We start from the raw sequence: 20,743 nt of genomic DNA on the forward strand, positions 1-20,743 counted from the left end.
GCTCGTAGGGGGAGGCTTGTGCGAGAGGGGGTCGGGGACGAGAGCCGCTGTTGGATGCCGTTGGCATCCAAGGCGCTCCACTGGATGCGAAAGGCAATCCGTTTTTTTTCCGAACTCGCCACGTCGTTTTTGAAGCATCTTACAGCGATGGGCAATTGGAAGCGGGGCTTAGAGCCTGTTGTGCGCGGCAAAGCGTGGCCCGGAAAGCGTTCGTTCACGGACTTTCTTTCCCGGGCAGTGGAGCCGCGCTACAGGCTTTTGGTCCCGATTCCAGGATCACAGCCCCAAAAAGGCGTTTTTGCCTACTTTTGTCGCCTTGAACAAAAGTAGGGCGCTGTAAGAGCGCAACACTTCATAATGATGACGAGCCTGACTCCCACCGCGGATGCGCTACGAACAAAACAACCACCCCACCCTGAAGGGGATACACGCTCATCACCACCGCGAATGCGCGCACACCCTCCCTTCAACAAATTCAACAAACCACCCCTTCCAACGACGACCAATTGACCCCGAAGCCTAGAGCCTGTCTCAGGCGGCGAAGCGCAGCCCGATTGAGTCACAGGGTGGACAATCGTTTCGGGCAGCGAAAGCCGCCTACAGGCTCTTGGCTTTGGGTCCAGGCTCACAGCCCAAAAAAGGCGTTTTTGCCTACTTTTGTCACCTTGAACAAAAGTAGGGCGCTGTAGGAGCGCAACACTTCAAAAGGATGACGAGCCTAATTTCCGCCGCGAATGCGCTCCGTTTCAAATAAACAACAAGCTTCGTCGTAGGGAGAACGCGCTTATCACCACCGCGAAGGCGCTATGAACAAAACAAACAGCACCGGCAACACCGCACCAAGACGAAACGGCCCGGCAAATTACTGCCGGGCCGCGAGGTCTTCGTTTGCTCCCCCGAGGGTCAGGCGGGGGAGCACTTGGAGAAGGAGTCTATCAGTATGGGTTACTTAAGACCGTTATGTGTTTAACGCTTCATGGCGATAACTTCGCCGAGCATCGAGTCGACAGTGGTGATGACTTTGGTGTTGGCCTGGAAACCGCGCTGGGTGGTGATCATGCGCACGAACTCCGTGGCCATGTCCACATTGGATATCTCCAGGGCGTTGCCGTCGATGGTGCCCTTGCCGGTGCTGCCGGCCTGGCCTGTCAGGGCAGGGCCGGATTCCAGGGTCTCGGTAAAGAGATTGCCGCCTTCGCGTCTGAGGCCGTGTTCATTGGTGAAGGTTGCCAGGGTGACGGCGTAGAGCTCCAGAACCTGTCCGTTGGAATAGTGCCCGGAGATGATGCCCTCGCGGGAGACCGAGATGTTCTGCAGGATGCCTGCCGAGTATCCGTTCTGGCTCTGGAACAGGGTCGAAGAGCCGCCTGTGTCGTAACTCTGGGTGGCCAGGGCGCTGACGGCAGGGTCTTTGTAGTTGGCCAGATAGCCGGTATTGCCGATATTGTTGCCCACCATGGACGCAGTTGTCGGCAGGGTACCGAGGCCGCCGCTCCAGCCGATGGTCACAGCGCCTCCGCCGTTGCTTGACAGATCGGAATTCCGAATGCCGAAGTCAATTTGGATGGGCGTGGCAGCGGAAGCTTCTGCCGTGCTGGCGTTGGATTTCCCGAGGAAGTTGGGAGTGCAGACAGGATAACCGCTGGTGGAGAAGTCCGCCAGACTCCAGTTGGAAAGATCCTTGATATTGGCACCGCCGTTGGATTTGAGCGTGTATGCGCTCATGCCGGACAACTGGCCTGTGGAGAAGGTCAGGGTGCCGATCATGAGGACGCCGGCTGCGGACGTGCCGCCCTGGCCAATGGAGGTCTGCAGGCCGTTTGCGCCCGAAAGGGTGCGGCGGTCCGCATTGGGTTCGCAGGTGACCATGTATTCCCAGACCGTGTCGCCGCCGGCATTGCTCAGTGTGACCTTGTCGAAATAGACGGTCAGGTTGTGAGCGGTACCGATGTCGTCGTACACCTTGAGGGTGGTGGAATAACCGTACGAGGTGGAGGGAAGCGGGGTCTCCGCAGAACCGTCCCAGTTGTTGAACATGGCGAAATAGGGATTGGTGGTGCTGGTGGATTTGTCCGCAGACGTCGGATCCAGGTTGGTGACGATGGTTACGCTGGTGGTCGGATTCGGTTCGGATTGGAAGTTTTCCATGCGGATATTCGTAGGCGTACCGATGATGCGTGCCGAGTTGGGGCTTTCCGTGGTGTTCGCACTCGTGGTGGTCACCGATGTGGAAGTCCGTTCGATTTCCCATCCCTGAAGGACGTATCCGTGAGGATCAACCAGATATCCGTCCTGATCGAATCGGAAGTTGCCCGCCCGTGTGAAGTACCTTCCATCTTCACCAAGAGGGGAAACCACGAAGAGACCGTCACCTGAGATGGCCATGTCCGTGGCCTCGGTGGAGGACTCGAAGGCCCCCTGGCCCCAGTCGGTATAGATGGTGGATACCCGAACGCCGCGACCGACCTGACCTATGCCGTTGACGGTTGCGAAATCCCCGCTTGCGAGGTCTTCGAACTGCATCATGGCACCTTTGAAGCCGGTGGTGTTCACGTTAGCCAGGTTGTTGCCGATGACGGTCATTCTTTCCGAATGGACCGTCAGGCCAGAGATGCCTGAATACAGTGATGCTCCTAAACCCATAATAACCTCCTAATCTCTTCTCCAAGAGTCTGCAGCCTTCATCGGCCAGCAGCTGAAATATCAAGTGCCTGCACCGTTATTCGCCGGTTTAGGTCGTTTCCGTATCGTCTTCTTCGTTCGTTTCGGGCGTGTCGATCACGCTTTCCGCTTCGGGGTCGACGACTTCCTTAATGTTGAGGAAGTTGATGAATCGGCCATCGCTCAAGCGCAGGTACTGGGTACCGTTTTCGGTGACCACGGCGTCTACCCGGCCCGAAATCTCCGTTTGTACCATGACATGCTTGCCACTGACGTCTTCGCCAAGGATGCCGACACCGTACTGGCCGTCGGGAAGCAGCACGCCGTTTTCATTCTTGCCATCCCAGGTGTACTGGTAGGTTCCCTTGTCTTTGCTGCCGAGTTCCACGGTGCGGACGATGGCGCCTTCGGAATCATAGATGTTCATCATGATTTTGGAGACGCTTTCGCCGAAGCCGTAGTAGATGGTTGAAGCATTGCCTTCGCTCAGGCTGACCTTGTAACCCTCTGCCTTGACTTCCTTGCCGATGAAGCTGACTGCTGCGAGCATGTCGTTTTGTGACTTGGAATCGTTCAGGGCGGTGATTCCCTTGTTGATGTTGGTAAGTTGCTCAAGGCTTGAGAACTGGGCCAACTGGGACGTCATCTCCGTGTCTTCCATCGGATTGAGGGGGTCCTGATGCGTCAACTGCGCCACCAGAATGGTCAGGAAGGCATCCTGATCCAGGCTTGATTTGTGTTCCGGTGTGTTCGAGGCGGCAAGTCGTTCTTCCTGTGCCCCGAGATACACGCCTGTAGTGTCTACATAACCCATTATAGACCTCGTTTAAGCAATAAGGTGTAAACCCTGGTCGGCATTAATTGCCTGTTCACGCAGGAGTTGCATGTCTTGAGCCACACCTGTGCCGTCGCCTTGACGCATGTTCCGCATGTGGTTGCGCATGGCGATCATGGCCTCTCTTTCACGGGAGAGATTGTGCTCGCTTTCACCGAACCAATCCTGGTAGTTCTGGTTGTCGGTCAGCCCGGTCTGAACCTCAAGTTTCTCAACTTTCAGACCTTGAGCTTCTAAAGAATTCTTAATAATGTCGATATTTTCAGCGATGACCTTGGCAGCGTCCGGACTCTCCGCCTTGATGGTGGCACCCACTTCCTTGCCCTGGACCGTCAGGACGATGGACAGCTTGCCGAGGTTCTCAGGGGTGAGCTGCAAGGTGAGTTGCTTGGTGCCGTTATTCAGTGTCTTTAAGACCGCGTCATCCACCTGTTTCATCACTTTGGGGGCGGAAACTTTTTCCCATGCTCTGGTGTTTGTGGCTGCGGCCTTGGCATCGGCCTGGGCCAGGATTCCCTTGGCTGTCGTGTCAGCGACAGTGGCCCGGGTCTGCGCCTGGTCCTTGCCGGTCTGCTGGGTGTCTTCATGCATCTTGCCGAAAAGGTTGTCCCAGTTACGGTCGCTTTGGTCGTCGGTATGCATGTCCTGATTATTGTCAGCGACTTCAACAGCGGTATCGGGCTTGATGTCCACCTTGTCGGCCAGGGCCTTTTCCGCCTGATCGCGGACCCTGGCGTCGGTCATGGCGTCATCACGCGTCCTGAATGCCTGAGCCATCTCTTCCTTGATCTCGGTCTTGACGCCTTGCTCGGCCACCCGGGGCTTAAGGTCCACGGCCTGCTCGATCTGCCGGGCGGCAGAAGATTCCTTGAGCGTGTCGCCCATGGTTTCGGCAAAGGCCTTGCCCACGACGCGGACAAGCTGCTGGTCCTTCTGGTCCAGTTCGGCCGCTTCCTGGCGGATCAGGGTAAAGGCTTCCTTCAGATCCTTGGGAAGGGTGTTGCTGCCGAGCATCTCCTGAATCTTGACGGTAAATTCCTTGGAAAATCCCATGGCCGAGGTAAAGGCCCCGACTTCTTCCGCATTGAGCAGCAGTTGCTGACCTTCGGGCATGGCATCGATCTTGGCCTGGACTGCCGTCATGACCTCGGCATAGTTGCCGCTGTCGAGCTTGCTGATGAGCTTGTTGCTTTCCTCGTCGGTGAAGCCGAGCTTGCCGAAGAAGCTGTTGAGATCCTCTTTTTGGGTATCGGTCATCTGGGAGGTGCGCATCTCGGCGATCTTGTCGGCGATGGCCGCTGCGAACTGCTTCCAGGTCATGCCCTCTTCGGAGTTTACCTGCTTTTCGATCTGGGCGATCTCTTCATCGCTCATGCCGTATTCCTTGAGATCGTCCTTGACCTTGTCCAGGTCTTCCTGCGTCATGCGGGTTTCGAGCTCATTCTTTGCGGTCTCGACAGGATCTTGGGGAGCCACCTTGTTGCCTGCGGCGTTGACGGCTTCCTCGGCCTTTTCCTCCGCCTTTTTGGGAGCGGATTCGATCATCTTTTGCTTATGGGAAATCGGAGCCAGGGCGAGTTCTTCCTCGACCTTTTCCGTGTGTTCGTCGAAGACGTCGGAAAACAAGGTCTGCTTATCGCTCGAACCGTCGGCCATACGTGAGGACGTATCGTTCTTCTTCGAGGTGGCGAGTTTCACCAATTGCACCTGCTCGGTGGCGGTCTCTATGGCGATACCAGGAATATTCTGCATGGTTTTCTCCTTCGGCACTTTACAATCAAAAGGTATGCCAAAGGGAAAACTCTCTTTAATTAGGGAGGTAAGCCCGTTTATGGGTAGGAATAAATGGCCGCTTTACAGGAGCAGAAGGGGCGTTACCGGCAGAAGGCGGCCAGTCGTTCCAGCAATTTCAAGGCTCGGACCCAGGCAGTCCGGGCGTAATCGCTGTTTTCAAGATACATGTGGACATAGCCGGTAAGGGGTTTGACCAAGACCGGACTGTCCGTCCAGAACGTTGTGTCCAGAAGGGAACCGGATAACAGCCCGTGCTTGAATTGTCGGGTCATTTCCGGGAGATGCCTGAGCAGGCTCTCGGCCGCTTCCGGGCAATTCCGGGCCAAATCGTCCCAGGCGGCAACGGCTTTTCCCTCAGGCCACAGGCCGAACAGGTGGCCGAAATATGCCTGCCAGAATCGGGAGGCATACCGTTCCTGGTCAGGCGGCTGCCGGTCGAGGCGTTTCAGTTGGTACAGCCCCGTGTCCGATTTGCCCGTCTGAAACAGGGTCAGGCCCGGCAGGTCCATCTTGGCCAGTTTGCCGGAGTCCGATGAGGCCGCCATGCGGGCGGCAAGGGCGGCAATGCGGCCCGGCTTGAAAGGGTCGTGGCACAGGAGTGAGTCCTGGGTGCACTGCCAGCACCCTTTGGCGCACTCCAGATCCGCCCTGAGAACGAAGTGGCCGGGAGAGACCGGGCCGGTTTCCCATGGGTTGACGTTGCCCATGGACAGGTTCAGGCATTTCAGTCCGGTCCAGGCGGCCAGATGCATGGGGCCGGTGTCCGGGGTGATGAACAGGGCCAGTGTCTGGCCCACGGCACTGAATTCGCTCAGGTCAAGGGTGCCGCACAGGTTCAGGGCCGGTCCCTTGGCGAGTCTGGCAACTTCGGCGCCCAGGTCTTTTTCCTTGGGGCCGCCGAACAGGACCGGGCGCAGATTGCGGCCGTGCAGTTCGTCCACCAGGGCGGCCCAGAATGTTGCGGATGGGCGCTTGGCAGCGTCGCTGGCCCCCAGAAACAAGCCTACCTTGTTCGAATCGGACAGGACGCGGGGGGGGGAGAATCTTGTGGCCGAGATGTCGGTGAAGGGAATCGCGTCGAGTCCGTTGAGTTCGGCCCAGTGGTATCGGTTGAACAGATTGTTTTTGACCAGTGAGGTTCTGTAGAGCTGCCAGTTCCCGTGTACGAATCGCGAGCCGTCGGCTGCCTGGACCTGGCCGAGCTTTTCTTCGGCCTGCAGCTGACCGGCCAGCACGGCTGCTTTTTCCTGGATGGAAAGATTGATGATCAGGGCATACTCGTGTTGCTTGAGTACGCCTGTCCCGGCCCAGGGGAAATAGGTGGCCGGCGGGGAGAGTTTCATGAGCGGTTCGTAAAAGGTTTTCTCGGCGGCCACGAAAATGGGATGGCCGGGATGGCGGCGGGCCAGCCAGAGCATGAGCGGGTAGGAAAGGATCAGGTCTCCCATCCGTTGCATCTGGAGTATCAGGATCGGCTTTTTGCTCATGGCTTAACCGAATGTCCGGCGCATGGTCTCCATGAGGGAGCGCATGCGGTGGTCGTAGGTGTGTTCGGCCAAAACCCGTTTTCGGGCGGCCTCGGCAACGCGGCGGCGATCCTCGGGCGCGTTGAGATAGCGTTCCACCAGACTCGGGATTTCGTCCGGATGGGTGTAGAAGATGATCTCGCTGCCCGGCTCGAACAGTGCTTCCATCTGGCGGCGGTGGTCCGTGAGCAGAAACGCACGGCAGCAGGGTACGTCGAACACCCGTTGATTGACCGCGCCCTTCATCTGCTGACTGGTGCAGTTGAAGTTGATGTCGCTCAGGGGATAGAAGTCCGGCAGGTCGTCGTAATAGGACAACTCAGAATGGTACCGCCAGCCCGAGCGGCCTTTGAGCAGTTCCTTCCAGCCCGGATCGCCCACGATGAGCGGGCCGAAATTCAGGATGCGCGAGACGCAGTCCAGCCGGTAGAGCAGGGTGGCCTGCCAGGTCAGGAAGGTTTCAAAGGCCTGTTTGCGTTGCGGGGAGCCGAGGGCCTCGAATTCAGGCAGCAGTTCCGGGAGATTGCGCTTGAGGAACGGCCCGACCAGAGGTTCGCCCGACTCGCCGAACGCCTTGGCCGCCTGAAGGCCCGCTTCGAGCAGGCCCGGAGACATTCCGGCGGCCTCGATGCGCCTTATGGTCTTGGTCAGCATGGAGTTGCCCACAAAGGATATGGGGGTGCGCCAGGCTGCCACCGGTTCGCTCCGGCGGGCCACCAGCCGGGTGGGGTCGGCCCCCAGCGGCAGGTGAAAGACGTTTTGAAAGCCCATTTCCCCGAGCGAATCCACGGTGTCTGCATCCCAGGTGAACAGGGCGGTGCGTGCTTCGAACAGGTTTCGGTAGACGCCGAGGATGAGATGCGGATTGTCCACGAACCAGGAGGCCAGCGGTATGTCGAACCTGTTGAGCAGGGCAGCCAGCACACCCTCGCGGTCCACGCCGAGGTGATTCACGGTGAGCACGAAGTCCGGCTTGAAGGAGGTCAGGGCGTTCGTCATCCCGGCCACGAAGGTGTCGAGGTCCATTTCCTTGGTGCCGAGGTCCAGGAGCAGGTGCTTGACCCCCAGCCGGTTGCAGGCGGCTTCAAGCTCGCCGATGAGAAAATACTGGCTGGTGAGCAGCAGGATGCGCGGGGTCTTGTCCCGGAATTTCGGCCATGTGGTAGGGGAATCTTGCATTGCTCCCTTCTCTATCGGCAGGGGGCGATTTTGTCTACAGGGCGTCTTGATCGTCTTCGCATGACTTGGCCTTGTACATGGCCTGGTCCGCCCGTTGGGTCATGGTTTCCAGGGTGTCCCCCTCCTGGAATTCGGTCAGCCCGTAGCTGAAGGAAACGGGATCTTCCAGCGTGGGTGCGTTTACGGCGCAGAGGATGCGTTTGGCCAGAATCAGCGCGTCTTCCCGCCGGCCGTCCATGAGGATAATGAATTCATCGCCGCCCCATCGGGCCACCAGGTCCGAGGGCCTGATGGTCTGCCTGGTGATGTCGGCCACGCTCCTGAGCACGTCGTCGCCCTTGAGATGGCCGTGTTTATCGTTGATTTCCTTGAATTTATCCAGGTCGAAAATGATCGCGGAGAAGGGGGTCGAGTAGCGGGTGGCCTTGTAGGCCGATTGAGTGAAGACCTCTTCAAGGACGCGGCGGTTGGCCAGTCCTGTCAGGGGGTCTGTCTTGGCCAGCTTTTCCAGGCGGTTCTGGTAGTGGTTGATGGTGATCGTGCATAATATGATGATCAGGATGGTGGCCACCACGCCGATGACAAGGGTGCGGATCAGGTTGTTGCGGGCCGATATCAGGGCCAGGTTCTCGTTCTGTTCCACGATGAGGTGCCATTGGAGCTCGGGGATATATCGGGAGGACAGGAGAATGTTGTCGCCGTTATCTTCGTATTCAAAGGTTCTGGGGTCGTCGACCTTCTCCAGAATGCTCCCGGCCACGTCCCGGATACCCCCGGCCTTGGTGATGTCGTAGCGCTCAATGCGCGAGCTGTCGCGGTGCACCTGCACCAGGCCGTCCTGGTCCACCAGATAGACCTCGCGCGAGTAGTCGCTACGGACCTTTTCAAGAAGTCCTCGTATGCGGTCGATGTTCACGCCGACTCCGACCACGCCCAGGAATCTGCCGTTAGTGTCCTCCACCCGGAAATTGGCGAAAATGGTCAATGCTCCATTTTCAGCCTCATTGGTGTCTATGTCGAGGTCGAACTCATTCCTGGACCGGGCGAACGCATAGAACCACACGTCGTGAGGGTCGCGTGCGCCGATCTTCTTCATGATCCCTTCCTGATAGTAATATGTGTCGGTAACGGCGGACACGAAAAAGGTGGTCATGAATCCGTATTTGGTGCGGAACGCGCTGAGATAATTTGTGATGGCGTCGAGGTCTTTTTCACCGGACAGGATCCAGTCCTTGAGAAAGGCGTCGTGGGCCATGGCCGTCGACACCAGGATGGGACGCAGCATGTCCGCATGGACTTCGGAATAGATGCTCTTGCCTGTGAGGGGGAGGGAAGAGGTCATGAGTTCGGCTCGAACGGCAGCTCGGGTAAAGGCGTAATTGACCAGGCTGGTGGCAATGAAGGAAAGCACCAGGATCAGCGTGAGGGTGGTGATGAGTTTTGATTTGGCCGTCATGACGAATATGTTACGTGAGCCTGTTTTGAAGGGCAATATAATTACATTTCCTCTGAATCCAGAATGATGGTCACCGGACCCCAGTTGGTGAAATCGAGATTCATTTCGGAACCGAAACGGCCTGTGGCGAACTCGCCCGGCGCCAGTTTGCGAGCATCTTCCACAAAACGGTCGAACAGGGATTCGGCGATATACGGGTGGCAGGCATTGGTGAACGAGGGGCGGCGTCCCTTTTTGCAGTCCGCATAGAGCGTGAATTGGGAGACGAGCATCAGATCTCCCTTGATGTCGTTCAGCGACAGGTTGAGCTTGCCCTCATCGTCAGGAAAAATGCGCAGGTTCAGTATCTTTTCCAGCATTTTCGTCCATTGCGGGGAACCGGCGAAATCCGCCTGGTCCGCATTGCCGAACCCTATCAGCACCATGAGGCCGGTGCCGATTTCGCCCACAAGGGATTCCTGCACCGTAACCCTGGCGTCCGTGACCCTTTGGATGACCGCGCGCATGATCAGGCCGACCCGAAGCCGGACAGGGGCGTCACGCAGCCGGATTGTTGGGGTTCCTGTTGGACGTCGTCGCGTTCGCAGCTGCGGGGCAGGGCGGCGAACAGGAAGAAGCAGATGAAGACCAGAAAGGCTATGCCGCTCAGTATGCGCTTTGGGTTGGTGCGGGAATCCTTGGGGATGAGCAGGCTGGTCATGAGCTTGCCGTAGGACATTCCCTGGATTTCGCCCCGTTTCTCTTCTTTTTTGTCAGTCATCATTCTTCCCAGTAGGTGGCTTTGGACGAATCCTTTTCCGAGACCGAGACCTCGGCCAGCCGGACATTCTCCGGCATGTTCCCTTTCAATTCATTGTATATGAACATGGCCAGGTTTTCTGAGGAGGGATTGATCTCGGTGAACGGGGGCACCTCGTTGAGGTGCCTGTGGTCGAGCCTGTCGAGCACGTCCTTGGTGCGCCGCTTTATTTCCTTGAAATCGACGAGATAGTGCACCTTGTCGTCGAGCTTGTCGCCTTCAACCGCCACCTCCACGCCGAAGTTGTGGCCGTGCATGTTTTCGCACTTGCCGCCGTAGTTGCGCAACTGGTGCGAGGACGAGAAATCCTGGGTAATGGTCAGTCTCCATTTGCCGGGCATGGAATGCCTCCAAGGAATGTTGGTATTATCTGATTGAATATGACGGATCATAAGCGTCCGTGGTTTCTTCATACAGGACCGTATCCCGATCAGATTCGGACACGAGAGTTGTTGTTTGGTATAGCTTGTCGTCCTTTATGTAGAAATCAAGCTGTTGCGTGTAGCTGTCCCCTCGGTGTGTTATGAAAAAGTTATAACTGCCTTTTGCCGGAACAGTGAGGGGAATCTTATTGACCAGAATCAAGTTTTGCCCTTTTCCAAGGTTGATGCTTGAAAAATGAAAAGCGTCGCCATCTGTCATGGTGTCAATATTCAGGGTCTTTATTGACTTGAATTTTGGAATGTCCACCGCGCGGATGGATATGTCGTGCAGCGGATACTCTCCCTTGCTCGACAGGATGAAGCCGATCACGGAGTTACTCTGTAAAAAAATGGGTGAGATGTAACAGATGGTGTCCCCGCCGGTTATAGTATTTTGTATTTCCTTGTTCAGCTTTTGTATCTCATCGGCTTGCCTCTCTATTGTCGCCTGATGCGTTTTGATTTCATTTTCAAATACGGATTGTTTGTGAGCGGACACAAAGGCGGCGATTGCTGCGATCAAGGCCCCTATGAATGCGTAAAGAGACGGACTGGAAAAAAAATCAGACATGGCTGCCCTATCTTTGACTGTTCTTGTATTCGTGTGGGCGCAATTCGTCGCCCTGAAAAGCTTCCTTCGGGTACTTGCGTTCGTTTAGGTCGCATTTTTCGTGCGCGGCCGCAACCAGATCAATGCCCAGTTCGTCGGCAATGCGCGTCAGGTAGATGAGGACGTCGGCCAGTTCCTCGGCCACGGCCTGTTTTTTTTCACCGTCAACGGTCCAGCTTTCCTCCACGGTCAGCCACATGAACAGTTCATTCAGCTCGCCCACCTCGCCGGTCAGGGCCATGACCAGGTTTTTGGGCGACTGGTGTTTCTGCCAATGACGCTCCTCCACGAACCGGCGGTGGCGGGCGTTGAGTTTTTTGAGTGAGTCCATATGAAAGACCTCAATATCGTTTTAAAAACTGTTACAAAATCCGCCCCCCTCCCCCTTTTGCGCAAAGACCCAAAAAGTGTGGGAAAAGGAGAGGGTGGAGGGCCGGGGGAAGGGGAGGCCTCCCTATTTCCGCTTCTTCAGCAAATTCTCCCGCAGCTTCCTGACGAGTTCCTTGCGGGCCGGCTCCAATCCTTCACGGTAGCCCTGGGCATCGCCGTACTCGAAGAAGTTTCGGTAGTGGGCGTGGACGGACTTTATCGGGCGGGCGTGGCGCACGGGGCACCAGTATTGTTCGGTGCGCGCCGCGACCTCGCGGACGTAGGCGATGACACCGTTGAAATAGCCGCAATACATGCAGTTCATTTTTTCGATCCAGTTCAGGTAACCCAGGTGCTGGCGGTCGATGACCACGTAATCGCGCCGCCGGGCAAAGGGGATGCCGTAAATCGGGAAGCAGATGAACTGATAGACGGTGACCATGATGTCCAGGATCACGCAGGGGATGAGCGCGCCCCAGATGATGGGAATGGTCAGGATGATCAGCGGGCCGGAATCATAGACGTAGTCCAGCCATTTTTTCAGGAACTCGTGTTGCCTTGCCCGCACCTCTCGGGAGAAGCGGATCTTGTGTTTCTGGATCGTGTATTCGAGGTCTTCGCGCTTTTTGCGGAGTTCCTGTTCCAGTTCGGCCTCAAGTCCCTCGATTTTCAGCAGCAGTTCGTTGATTCGAGTCATGCGTTCCTCCCGGAGACTGTGGGGTTGCGAGTGATGATGCGGTGTCGGTGCCGATGCCGGGTCGTTCCGGGGCGAAAGGTTTTTGCCGGATAAAAGGGCTGTCGTCTTCATCTCCTGCCGCACAGGACAGGACCATGGCCATGTTATTGGGCGACTGATGCTATTGCCTATGACGCGCCTCCACGAACCGGCTGTGGCGGGCGTCGGGTTGCTTGAGGGCCCACTGTCGAGCTTGCCAGCCTCAAAGGTTCCGGGCTTTTTGGTGCTTCATCTTGTTCTTAAACCATTGCGTATAGGCCATGCCGCCGAGGACCGATCCGAACGAAATGGTCTGGTAGAGCCATTCCGGACCTCCGGCGTGGAGAAATTTGCACAGGGAGACTGCCAGGGAAACGAGAAACAGGAAGCCCCAAACAATGGTCAGATGGCGGCAGTTCGCGATGAATCCTGGGTCGTTCCAATGCTCCATGGGCGCACTTTCGCGGGCGATTTGCAGGACGAAGGGCCTGCCTACCAGGAGAGAGAGCCAGGCGATGGCGGCCATGCTGGTCGGGACCAGAACGGAAAGATGTTGCATGAACCAGATGTTTTTGAGGCCGATGACCATGACCGTGGAGACCAGGAAGAAGAGCAAGGTTCCCCAGGCGAGGATGAATCCTTTGCGGAGTTGGCTTAAGCTGGTCACCACGGCCAGCACCAGGCCGACGACAATGGCCGTTTCGAGGCTGACGAGGGATGGTCCCGCCAGCATGCCGAAGGCGATCCAGGGCGTGAACCCGAGAATGAATTGCAGAAAGTCTTTCATGGTCTACTCCGTTTCAGCTTGATATCTCAGGGCGTCACCGTTTTGCCAGGACTCCACGTCCTTCCAGAATTCGCGACTCGGGAAAACTTTCCAGCCGTTGCCGAGCTTGAGGTTGACCACCGAGTCCTTGGTGATGATGCCCAGGTTCACGAAGGTGTTGCCGGGGTAGCGCTGGAGCAGGGCCTTGAGCGCATTCAGGTGGGCGTCGACGGCGTTTCGTTCACCGATCCAAAGGGATACGGGCTGGTCCGAGCCCTGGACCGCATCGGCCAGAAACATGACTTTGTCGGCCAGGATCTTGGCGGATTTGGGTGCGTCTTCGGGGCCGGCCTGTTCTTCGCGGATGTCGATCTTGCCCTGGATCATCAGAGGACGGTCTGCATCCATGAGTTCCCGGGCTTCGGCATAGACATTGGGCAGCATGGTCACTTCGCCCGATGTGGTCAGGTCTTCGGCCGTGCAGAAGGCCATGGGGTCGCCCTTGCGGGTGATGAACTGCTTGTAGTCCGGGATGATCACGGCCACGCGCACCTCGGTACCGTTGGGGATGGTCTTGCAATCCTCCAGGGTGACGGTGCGCAGCCGCTGCATGTCCTGGCGGTAGGCCAGGAGCGGGTGCCCGGACAGGAAGAATCCGAGAACCTCTTTTTCCAGCGACAGCTTTTCGCGGTCGTCGAATTCCTCGCACAGGGAACAGGTGGGCGTGTTTGCGGGGTCTTTTTTTTCGCCGCTGCCGAGCATGTCCAGCATGTTGAGCATCCCGGACTCCTTTTCCTTGAATTTTTTCTGGCCCAGGGCCACGGCCTTTTCCAGGTCTTCGAGCAGGGCGGCGCGGGAGCAGTTGAAACAGTCCAGGGCGCCCGCCTTGATGAGCGACTCCAGCACCCGTTTGGTCACGCGGCGCAGGTTCACGCGTTCGCAGAAGTCGAAAATGTTCTTGAACGGTCCGTCCGCCTCGCGGACCACGACAATCTCGTTGATGGCCTCCTCGCCCACGTTCTTGATGGCGGCCATGGCGAACAGGATGTCACCGTCCAGCACTGAGAAGCGCGCCTGGCCCGCATTGATGTTCGGCTGCTTGACCGTGATGTCCATGTCGCGGCAGGCGTTGACGTACATGATGATCTTTTCGGTGTTGTTCATTTCCGTGCTCATGAGCGCGGCCATGAATTCCACCGGGAAGTGCGCCTTCAAATAGGCGGTATGGTAGGAAATGAGCGCGTAGGCAGCCGAGTGGGACTTGTTGAAGCCGTAGGCCGCGAATTTTTCCATGGTATCGAAGATCTCGTTGGCTATCTTGTCGGAGATTTCGTTTTCGCGGGAGCCTTCCAGGAAACGGGAGCGCTGTTTGGCCATTTCCTCGGCGATCTTCTTGCCCATGGCCCGGCGCAGCAGGTCGCCTTCGCCGAGGGAGTAGTTGGCAACGGTCATTGCCGTGGCCATGACCTGTTCCTGGTAGACCATGACCCCGTAGGTGGGCTTGAGCGTGTCTTCCAGCGAGGGATGGGGGTAGGTTACCTTGATGTCCCCGTGTTTGCGCATGATGAATTCATCCACCATGCTGACGCCCTGGGAACCTATCATACCGAGCGGGCCGGGCCGGTACAGGGCGAGCATGGCCACGATGTCTTCGAAGCAGTCCGGTCGCAACATGCGGAGATATTTGCGCATGCCCGACGACTCCACCTGGAAGATGCCGTCGGTGTCGCCTTTGGCGAAGATGGCGAAAGTGTCGGGATCGTCCAGGGCCAGGGTGTCCAGATTGGGTGCCTTCTTGCCCTGCTCCCGGATGATGTCCAGGCAGTCTTCGATGACCGTCATGGTCCGCAACCCCAGGAAGTCGAACTTGATCAGGCCGACTTTTTCGACCTTTTTCATGTCGAACTGGGTCACGATTTCACCCTTCTTCCCCTTGTAGAGAGGAAGGTATTCGGTCATGGGCTTGTCCGAAATGACCACGCCCGCCGCATGGGTGGAGGCGTGGCGGCACAGCCCTTCGAGACGCGTTGAAATGTCGATGAGCTTGGCGACTTTGGGGTCGGTGGCCACCATGTCGTCCAGCTCCAGCACCGCCTTGACTGCGTTGGGCACGCTTATCTTGGCCTTTTCCACGCCCAGCAGCTTGGCCATGACGGCCGGATCTTCGGGGATGAGCTTGGCAATACGGTCGGTCTCGCCGAAGGTCATGCCCAGGGCCCGGCCCACGTCCTTGATGACCGCCTTGGTCTTCATGGTCCCGAAGGTGGTGATCTGCGCCACCCGGTCGTGCCCGTACTTTTCCGCGCAGTACTTGACCACTTCCAGGCGACGGCGTTCGCAAAAGTCCACGTCGATATCCGGCATGGATATGCGCTCCACGTTGAGGAAGCGTTCGAACAGCAGGTCGTAGGGGAGTGGGTCGAGGTTGGTGATCTTGAGCGACCAGGCCACGATGGAACCGGCTGCCGAGCCGCGGCCTGGCCCCACGGGGATGCGGTTGTCCTTGGCCCAGTTGATGAAATCCTGGACAATGAGGAAGTAGGCCGGGAAGCCCATTTCTATGATGACGCCCAGCTCGTAGTCCAGCCTGTCCCAATATACCTTTTCATCCACCGCATAGGTTATGGTTTCCAGGCGTTTTTTCAGGCCTTCGCGGCAGAGCTTGGTGAACTCCTCGTCCATGTTCGAGACGCCCTCGGAGAGCTCGTATTCAGGGAAATAATAGTTGCCCAGCTCGATTTCGAGGTTGCACTGCTCGGCAATGCGCTGGGTGTTGAGGATGGCCTCGGGCACGTGGGCGAACGCCTTCTCCATTTCCTCCGGGGTCTTGAAATAGAGTTCCTGCGTTTCCATCCTGAACCGTTTTTCCGCATCCACAGTGGTCTGGGTCTGGATGCAGAGCAGGGTGTCGTGGGCCTCGTAGTCCTCGGCGGTCAGGTAGTGGCAGTCGTTGGTGGCCACCAGGGGCAGTCCGGTCTTCTCGGCGCACTTGATGAGCAGTTCGTTGAGACGCGTCTGCTTGCCGATGCCGTTGTCCTGGAGTTCAAGGTAGAAGTTTCCGGGAAAGATGGATTCGTAGGTCCGGGCCATTTCAACGCCCGCATCCAGCCCCTCGTTCAGGAGCTTGCGCGGCACTTCGCCCGCCAGGCAGGCCGACAGGGCTATCAACCCTTCGGAGTATTCCTTGAGCAGGTGTTTGCTCACGCGTGGTTTGTAGTAGAAGCCTTCCAGGTAGCCCTTGGAGACCAGCTTGATCAGGTTCTTGTAGCCCGTGCGGTTCTTGGCCAGCAGGACGAGGTGATAGCCGCCGCCCTTTTCCTTGCGCTCGTGGGCCGTTTCATCATCCAGGTCGCCTGGGGCCACATAGACCTCGCAACCGATGATCGGCTTGATGCCGAGTTCCTGGGCGGCCATGTAAAAGGTCACGGCCCCGAACATGGAACCGTGGTCGGTGATGGCAACGGCGGGCATGCCCAGGTCCTTGGCCCTGGTGAGGAGATCCTTGATGCGGATTGCCCCGTCCAGCAGGCTGTACTCGGTATGGACGTGAAGATGAACGAATTCGGCCACGATGCTCCTCGAAAAGATGGTGGGGTGGGTCAAGACTGCAAAGTATACTGAATAATGCCGGGCTTTGGAAGAAGCGAGGTGCGGTTTGGATTTATTTCTATCTAACTATCCGAAGTTGAAGGCATTCCTTCTGCTTCCAGCCAGAGTTCCGCATACCGGGATTTGTTGACCGCGCCGGATGGTATAGGTAGTGTGATTTTCAATTATTCACCATTCTTTTGATATCACCATGGCAAGAGCGGAGCAATGGCCGATAATATATGCAAGCTGGTTGACGAGGAGGCTGTCAGGGCCCTTCTGGAAATGAAAAGGGTGACGACGTTTTTTCAACCTGTCGTTTCCATCCTTTCCAAGTGTATCGTCGGGTTCGAAGCGTTTTCTCGCCCGGCGGGAGAGGACTGCAACGTCGACACCCGGATGCTTTTCCACGCCGGGTTGAGCCCGGACGTGATGCTGGAAGTGGACCGCCTGTGCCGCATGAATGCGCTGCGGCAGTTCCAATCCATCCATGCCGGTCACAAGGGGATGCTGTTGTTCCTCAAGGTCAATGCGGAGTGTCTCCCGCATATTGAAATGGACAAACTGATATTGCCCGGCCAGCTCAAGGAAGTGGACATGGGCCTGGAAAGCGTTGTCCTGCAAATACCTCTTGCTGTGCCCCATGTGGACAAGGCTCTGCAATTGTTCGAAAAACTTCGCGAAATGGGAGTCAGGCTCTGCCTGGACAACTGTTCGGAGGATGCGGCGTTCAGCCTTGCCCTCAACCGGTTCAAGCCGGATTTCGTCAAGGTCAACCGGACGTTCTTCGGCGAGGAGGAACGTGGGGAACATACCTTCGAAACCCTTGCCGGGGTTATCAGCCGGGCAAACCGCGTTGGCGCACAGGTCATCGGACAAGGCGTCGAGACCGAAGAGGAATCCATCAGGCTGCTCTCGGCTGGAATTCACCTCCAGCAGGGGTACTACTATTCAAAGGACGCGGCTTCCGGGGGCAGTGACGCTGCCAAAGCGTTTCTTGAGAAGATCGTCAAAACCAATGATAAGTTCCGGGTGGTCAGACAACAGCTTGTCCGACGCAAGAAAGAGCGGTTCGCCGAAGCGTTCAGGAATGTCAGCAAGGTTGCCGCCAAGCTCTCCAACGTGTCGGAAGACCGTTTTGAACAGGCGTGCAGGGCCATTGTGAATGGAAGTCAGGACCATGTTTCCGTTTTTGTGCTCGACAGGGAAGGCTCCCAGGTGACTGACCGGGTTTATGCTTCGGGGACCCGCGTGTCCGAAAACACTGCGGCCATAATGGGATCGCAAAAGGGGGCGGACCATTCGGCCCAGGATTATGTTTTGTATCTTGAAATGGGGTATTTGCAGTTCGTGACTCCTCCGTTTGCCTCCCTTGCCGGTGGAGTGAATGCGTGCCTGGTCAGCAAGCCTTTTTTCAACACTCAGGGGGTACGCTATACCATGTGCCTCGAAATGGCGTACCCCGGCTGAGCGTGCGCTGAAATCAGGAGATCGGAGACGCCGTGGAACCGTTGACAGACCTCACCGCCTACCTCTGGCAACGACTGCCGCTCATCCTGCTCTTTGTGTGCGGGTATTTCGTGTACCAGCTCATGGCGGTCACGCGTATCACCGACGGGTTCGTGGCCTGGGCCTTGAAGAAGAGCCGGGGACGCGCCTCCCTGCTCCTGCTGTACATCATCGCGGCCACGGCCGCGCTCTCTTCTTTCATACCCAATACCATAGCGGTCCTGACCCTGATCCCGATACTCAGGAAGCTCGATCGCGACTACGCCCGGCAGGGAGTCTCGGGCATGACCACGGTGCTCATGTGCTCGGCCATTTACGGTGCGGCCATAGGCGGCATGGGCTCCATGATAGGCTCTCCGGCCAACGCCGTACTCTTTGCCGCCCTGGACATGTTCCAGGTGCCGGGCCGGGACCAGATCACCTTTTTCAACTGGTTCCTCTGGTCCTTGCCGCTGGTTCTGATGTTCGTGCTGGTGGCCTGGGGTGTGGCCGCTGGGCTGGGGCTGCCCAGGGAAGCCTGCAAGGTCCTGGTGGGAGTGGAGGGTTTTGGGGACGGTTGCGCAGTCGATGCCCGGCAACGGTACGGCGGCGGTCTGTTCTGGTTTTACATGGGATTCTGGGTGCTGGAAGCAGTGGCCCGGAAAAACCTGGCCGGATTCGCGGTGGTTTCGCCCCTGGTCAGTCTGGGGTTTGCCGGGGCCTTTCTGTATCTGCTGTTCTTTCGCGATGCCCCGCAGGCCGCGGGTCGGCGTGGCCCGCTGCTCTCGCCCGACGATCTGCTCCGGTCCGTGCCGCGCCGGGGGTTGATCTTCATCCTGGCCCTGGCCGTGCTGTTCGGGGCGGTGCACTGGACCGGCCTTGACGAAAAGGTCGTGGTTCTGGCTGCATCCCTGCTCCAAGGGGACATGCCCCCGGTGCTTCTCTTCTTCCTGACCGTCCTGGCCGTAATCTTCCTCACGGAAGTGCTTTCCAATACGGCCGTGGTGGCTGCATTCTTCACCATTGCATTTTACGCGGCCCAGGGGCACGGGATGCACCCGCTGTATATCATGATGGGGGTGGGGCTGGCCTCCACCTGCGCCTTCATGACCCCCATCGCGACCACTTCCAATGCCCTGGCCTTCGGCGAGATGAAAGGCGCATCACTCAGGACCATGCTCGGCCTGGGGGCTGTGCTGAACATCCTCGGTGCGCTGCTCATGACCGGATGGCTTTACTGGGTTTTACCCATGATCTACTGAGCCGACCCAAAAGACCCGCATCAGAGTGCCCCGGCGCTTTATGAGCGATAAGCGGAGTGTCTATTCCACGAAGATCTTCTTGATGTCCTGTACGTAGGAGAAGGTGCGCAGTTTCCAGCCCTGGCCTTCGGGGTTGTAATAGTAGATGTCGAACATCTTGGGCATGTTCTTGAACAGCAGGACATAGCGCAACCGGAGCACGGATTTCCCGGCGTATTGTTTGTGCACCTGCTCGTATCCCACTGGCTTGCCGTTCTTCTTGTACTCGCTGTAGATCTCGAACTTGAGCTTGTCCATGGACTCCGTGCGGCTGTTTCCGAGCAGTTCCTTGAACGCATCGTCCAGTTTGCCCGCGACCATGAGATCAAGGAATTGTTCCGCGTGGGCCTCGGGGCCTTCCTGTTTCCAGCCTGAAGGAGGTTGAATCTCCTGGGCGGCCGTGGCGGCTGACGCCACGAGAATCAGGGAAAGGCAGGCGGCCATGACTATTGTGGTGCGCATATGAAGCTCCTTTGTCGTTTCGTTTGAAAGGGTGTGTACCAGACTTGTCAGGATCATGCGAGGGGTTCGAGTTCCGATCCCGGTCCGGTGCGGCCTTACTATATGATAATGGAAGCGCTGCGGAGCGCATGGCGCTCAGTTTGGGCTGTGTTTAAAAAATGTTTAAATACAGGATGTTAAGAATTATCTGCGCTTTTCTTGGAAAAACCGCTTGACCTGTGTGGTTGTTTCCAATAGAACTCCTCTTCGCCGCACGGGAAAGCCCGTTAGAGCTTCCTGAGCGGCTTGTTCTTTCTCAAACATATTGAACGGTTGGCACCAAAAAGATTGACTGAAAAAAAGTTGAAAAAGGTGTTGACGGGAGCAAGTCGAAAGCATAGCTTCCCCTTCCTGCCTGACGGCGGGGCCGACACCGAAAGGCGACTGAAAAAAAGTTGAAAAAGGTGTTGACGGGAACGAGCCGAAAGCATAGCTTCCCCTTCCTGCCTGACGGCGGGGCCGACACCGGAAAGTGACTGAAAAAAAGTTGAAAAAAAGTGTTGACGGGAACGAGCTGAAAGCATAGCTTCCCATTCCTGCCTGACGGCGGGACGTTCTTTGAGAAAAAGACGAACTGGTCTTTGACAATTAAATAGCGAGTTGAGCAAAAAAGATCACGATAATCACAGCCCGTTTAATACGAGTTCTAGATTGCAGTGATCAACATTCTCCAAGTTTATCAACTGGAGAGTTTGATCCTGGCTCAGATTGAACGCTGGCGGCGTGCTTAACA

The 20,743-nt window shown here is 57.2% G+C and carries 17 protein-coding genes; 2 read left to right on the forward strand and 15 right to left on the reverse strand.

Annotation, left to right across the window (positions count from 1 at the left end):
• Positions 1–966: 966 nt before the first annotated feature.
• The 14 genes from DWB63_RS16730 to dnaE form a co-directional block, all read right to left on the reverse strand.
• The gene (locus DWB63_RS16730; RefSeq protein ID WP_128330012.1) at positions 967–2,643 is read right to left on the reverse strand and encodes a flagellar hook-basal body complex protein; all 1,677 of its coding nucleotides are present in this window, start codon (positions 2,641–2,643) and stop codon (positions 967–969) included.
• Positions 2,644–2,731: 88 nt separating this feature from the next.
• Complete coding sequence (locus DWB63_RS16735) at positions 2,732–3,475, reverse strand: flagellar hook assembly protein FlgD (protein WP_128330013.1); 744 nt, start codon at positions 3,473–3,475, stop codon at positions 2,732–2,734.
• A 12-nt stretch (positions 3,476–3,487) separates the two neighbouring features.
• On the reverse strand, positions 3,488–5,248 hold the full coding sequence (locus tag DWB63_RS16740) for a flagellar hook-length control protein FliK (protein ID WP_128330014.1): 1,761 nt from the start codon (positions 5,246–5,248) through the stop codon (positions 3,488–3,490).
• Between the two features lie 122 nt (positions 5,249–5,370).
• Positions 5,371–6,777, reverse strand: a complete 1,407-nt coding sequence (locus DWB63_RS16745; protein ID WP_128330015.1) for a glycosyltransferase family 9 protein — start codon at positions 6,775–6,777, stop codon at positions 5,371–5,373.
• Positions 6,778–6,780: 3 nt separating this feature from the next.
• A complete protein-coding gene (locus tag DWB63_RS16750) occupies positions 6,781–7,995 on the reverse strand; it encodes a glycosyltransferase (RefSeq protein ID WP_128330016.1) in 1,215 nt (404 codons plus the stop codon).
• Positions 7,996–8,029: 34 nt separating this feature from the next.
• Positions 8,030–9,451 carry a sensor domain-containing diguanylate cyclase gene (locus DWB63_RS16755; protein WP_128330017.1) on the reverse strand — a complete coding sequence of 474 codons (1,422 nt, stop codon included), beginning with the start codon at positions 9,449–9,451 and terminating at the stop codon, positions 8,030–8,032.
• A 41-nt stretch (positions 9,452–9,492) separates the two neighbouring features.
• Positions 9,493–9,957, reverse strand: coding sequence for a D-aminoacyl-tRNA deacylase (gene dtd, locus DWB63_RS16760; protein WP_128330018.1), 465 nt, complete (start codon positions 9,955–9,957; stop codon positions 9,493–9,495).
• A 2-nt stretch (positions 9,958–9,959) separates the two neighbouring features.
• Positions 9,960–10,211 (reverse strand): hypothetical protein, encoded by a 252-nt coding sequence (locus DWB63_RS16765; protein WP_128330019.1) that lies wholly within the window; start codon positions 10,209–10,211, stop codon positions 9,960–9,962.
• On the reverse strand, positions 10,211–10,591 hold the full coding sequence (gene queD, locus DWB63_RS16770; RefSeq protein WP_128330020.1) for a 6-carboxytetrahydropterin synthase QueD: 381 nt from the start codon (positions 10,589–10,591) through the stop codon (positions 10,211–10,213). The genes DWB63_RS16765 and queD overlap by 1 nt, the downstream gene beginning before the upstream one ends.
• A 25-nt stretch (positions 10,592–10,616) precedes the next feature.
• Complete coding sequence (locus tag DWB63_RS16775) at positions 10,617–11,243, reverse strand: hypothetical protein (RefSeq protein ID WP_128330021.1); 627 nt, start codon at positions 11,241–11,243, stop codon at positions 10,617–10,619.
• A gap of 7 nt (positions 11,244–11,250) precedes the next feature.
• Complete coding sequence (locus DWB63_RS16780; protein WP_128330022.1) at positions 11,251–11,613, reverse strand: nucleotide pyrophosphohydrolase; 363 nt, start codon at positions 11,611–11,613, stop codon at positions 11,251–11,253.
• Positions 11,614–11,736: 123 nt separating this feature from the next.
• Positions 11,737–12,348, reverse strand: a complete 612-nt coding sequence (locus DWB63_RS16785) for a hypothetical protein (protein ID WP_128330023.1) — start codon at positions 12,346–12,348, stop codon at positions 11,737–11,739.
• A gap of 241 nt (positions 12,349–12,589) precedes the next feature.
• Positions 12,590–13,153, reverse strand: a complete 564-nt coding sequence (locus DWB63_RS16790; RefSeq protein WP_128330024.1) for a hypothetical protein — start codon at positions 13,151–13,153, stop codon at positions 12,590–12,592.
• Positions 13,154–13,156: 3 nt separating this feature from the next.
• Complete coding sequence (gene dnaE / locus DWB63_RS16795; RefSeq protein WP_128330025.1) at positions 13,157–16,702, reverse strand: DNA polymerase III subunit alpha; 3,546 nt, start codon at positions 16,700–16,702, stop codon at positions 13,157–13,159.
• Positions 16,703–16,948: 246 nt separating this feature from the next.
• Here dnaE and DWB63_RS16800 point away from each other — a divergent pair, with 246 nt between their 5' ends.
• Both DWB63_RS16800 and DWB63_RS16805 read left to right on the forward strand, forming a co-directional pair.
• A complete protein-coding gene (locus tag DWB63_RS16800; protein ID WP_128330026.1) occupies positions 16,949–18,190 on the forward strand; it encodes an EAL domain-containing protein in 1,242 nt (413 codons plus the stop codon).
• Positions 18,191–18,222: 32 nt separating this feature from the next.
• Positions 18,223–19,470: an SLC13 family permease gene (locus DWB63_RS16805; protein ID WP_128330027.1), complete on the forward strand. Its 1,248-nt coding sequence runs from the start codon at positions 18,223–18,225 to the stop codon at positions 19,468–19,470.
• A gap of 60 nt (positions 19,471–19,530) precedes the next feature.
• On the opposite strand, the gene DWB63_RS16810 is transcribed toward DWB63_RS16805, so the two are convergent.
• Positions 19,531–19,971: a hypothetical protein gene (locus tag DWB63_RS16810; RefSeq protein WP_128330028.1), complete on the reverse strand. Its 441-nt coding sequence runs from the start codon at positions 19,969–19,971 to the stop codon at positions 19,531–19,533.
• Between the last annotated feature and the right edge of the window lie 772 nt (positions 19,972–20,743).

The organism is Pseudodesulfovibrio sp. S3 (genome assembly GCF_004025585.1).
Classification (GTDB): Bacteria; Desulfobacterota; Desulfovibrionia; order Desulfovibrionales; family Desulfovibrionaceae; genus Pseudodesulfovibrio.